Origin of the sequence: Streptomyces sp. SID5910, from assembly GCF_009862125.1 — a bacterium.
Taxonomy (GTDB): Bacteria; Actinomycetota; Actinomycetes; order Streptomycetales; family Streptomycetaceae; genus Streptomyces.
The window spans coordinates 1-2108 of record NZ_WWHX01000384.1 but is presented as its reverse complement, the minus strand read 5'-3'; the positions used below and the strand labels follow the sequence as shown (position 1 = coordinate 2108).

The 2108-nt window shown below is 77.5% G+C and carries 1 protein-coding gene and 1 pseudogene; both read left to right on the top strand.

Annotated features, from left to right (window positions below):
• The first annotated feature begins 327 nt into the window (after positions 1-327).
• Positions 328-1713: a chloride channel protein gene (locus GTW67_RS13160; protein WP_161164998.1), complete on the top strand. Its 1386-nt coding sequence runs from the start codon at positions 328-330 to the stop codon at positions 1711-1713.
• A pseudogene (locus GTW67_RS13155) lies at positions 1710-2108 on the top strand (hypothetical protein); the annotation flags it as partial. The gene GTW67_RS13160 and the pseudogene GTW67_RS13155, both read left to right, overlap by 4 nt.

The window sequence follows — 2108 nt, the reverse complement described above, 5'->3', positions numbered from 1 at the left end:
CGGCGACGCGCGTACTCCGCGGGGGGGGGCAGACGGCGGCGCCGGCCGTCGCCGACGTGGGGCGGGGCCGTGTCGGGCGAGTGCGGGGGCGCTGGGTGTCCTTCGGGGCGGCGGGGTCGTCGTGTGGGTTCGGCGCCCGGAGGGCGGTTCATGGCATGCGGCTCCGCTTCCCGTCGCGTTGACTGGGTGGACGGGAAGTGAACCTGTCCGACACGTGACGGGCCGTCGGGCCGGCGTCGAGAGGTGGGCGGAGCGAGGAGGGCCCGTGACGACCCAGACCCTGCCACTGCGCGCCGGGCACGTGCCGGCCACCGCCGGGACGGCCCTGTGACGGCGCCCGAGGGCCCGGCTGCCGCGCCGGCGAACGCCGTTCCCGCCCGGGCCGAGCAGTCCCTGCGGCGCACCCTGCTCAGCCCCGGCTATCTGCTGCTGTTGCTGCTGTGCGTGCTGCTCGGCGTGCCCATCGCGCTGGCCTGCTTCTTCTTCGTCGGCCTCCAGCACGAGCTCCAGCACTGGGTGTGGACATCCCTGCCGCACGCCGCCGGGTACGGCACCCCGCCCTGGTGGTGGCCGCTGCCCGCACTGGTACTGGCGGGGCTGATCCTCGCGCCGATCGTGACCCGGATGCCCGGCGGCGGAGGACATCTGCCGGTGAACGGGCTGGGCGGCGCGCCCGTCGGCCCGAAGGCGCTGCCCGGCGCCGTCCTGGCCGCGCTGGCCACCCTGCCGCTCGGTGTGGTCCTCGGACCCGAGGCCCCCCTGATGGCCGTCGGCAGCGGGCTCGCCCTGCTCGCGGTGCGGCGGGCGGGCCCGAACGCCGATCCGAGGGCGGGCGCGATCCTGGCGACGGCCGGCTCCACCGCCGCGATCTCCACCATCCTCGGCGGCCCGGTGGCGGCGGCCGTCCTGCTCATCGAGGGGGCGGGGCTCGCCGGCGCCCGGATGGTCGCCCTGCTGCTGCCCTGTCTGCTGGCCAGCGCGGCCGGCGCCCTGGTGTTCACCGGCTTCGGCCAGTGGACCGGCCTGGACATCGGCGCGCTGTCACTGCCGGACGTACCGCCGGACGCCGGCCCCGACGCCGGTGACTTCCTGTGGGGCATCCCCACGGCGGCGCTGATCGCGGTGCTCATCACGCTGGCCCGCGCGCTCGGCCGCCGCACGGTCACCTGGACGGAGCACCGCACGGCCCTCCGTACGGTCCTGTGCGCCACGGCGGTCGGCGTCTGCATCACCGCGTACGCCCTGATCACCGGCCGTTCGCCGGCGGAGGCCGCGCTGTCGGGGCAGGCCGCCCTCGCCCAGCTCGCCGCGGACCCGCACGCCTGGTCCGTGGGCGCGCTGGTCGCGCTCGTCGCGTGCAAGGGGCTGGCGTGGGGCATCGCGCTGGGCAGTCTGCGCGGCGGCCCGATCTTCCCGGCGGTGCTGCTGGGCACGGCGACGGCCATGGCCTGCTCGGGTCTGCCCGGCTTCGGCGCGACCCCGGCCCTCGCCCTCGGCATCTCCGCCGCGGGGGCGGCGGTGACGGGGCTGCCGCTGGCCAGCTCGGTGCTCGCGGTCCTGCTGGTGGGCAGGGACGCGCACGACCAGATGCCGCTGATCGTCGTCGCGTCGGTGGTCGCGTTCGTCGTCGCCCAGGTGATCCACCGCGACCCACCGGAACCGGAGGCCCCGGCGGGTACCGGGGCAGGCCCCGAGGCGGAGCGAAACCGATGACCGACCACGAGGACGACAACCGGAACGACGACCGGGACCGCGGACGGAGCGGCGAGCAGGACCGCGCGCGGGACGGCGAACAGGCCCACGGGCGGGACAGGGAGCGGGGCCGCGCGCGGGACAGCGAGCGAAGCGGCGAACAGGACCACGGGCGCGACGGCGAGCGGAGCGACGAACCCGACAGCGGGCGGGAGAGCGCCCGGCGCGGCGAGCGGGACCACGGACCGGACCGCAGCCAGAGCGACGAGCGGGCCGGCAGCCGAAGCGGCCAGCGGCAAGGCGAGCGGGAGAGCAGCCGGCGCGGCGAGCAGGACCACAGGCCGCGCGGCAGCCAGGACGGCGGGCGGGGCGGCAGCCGAAGCGGCGAGCGGCGCGGTGGGCGGGGCTCGGCCGGG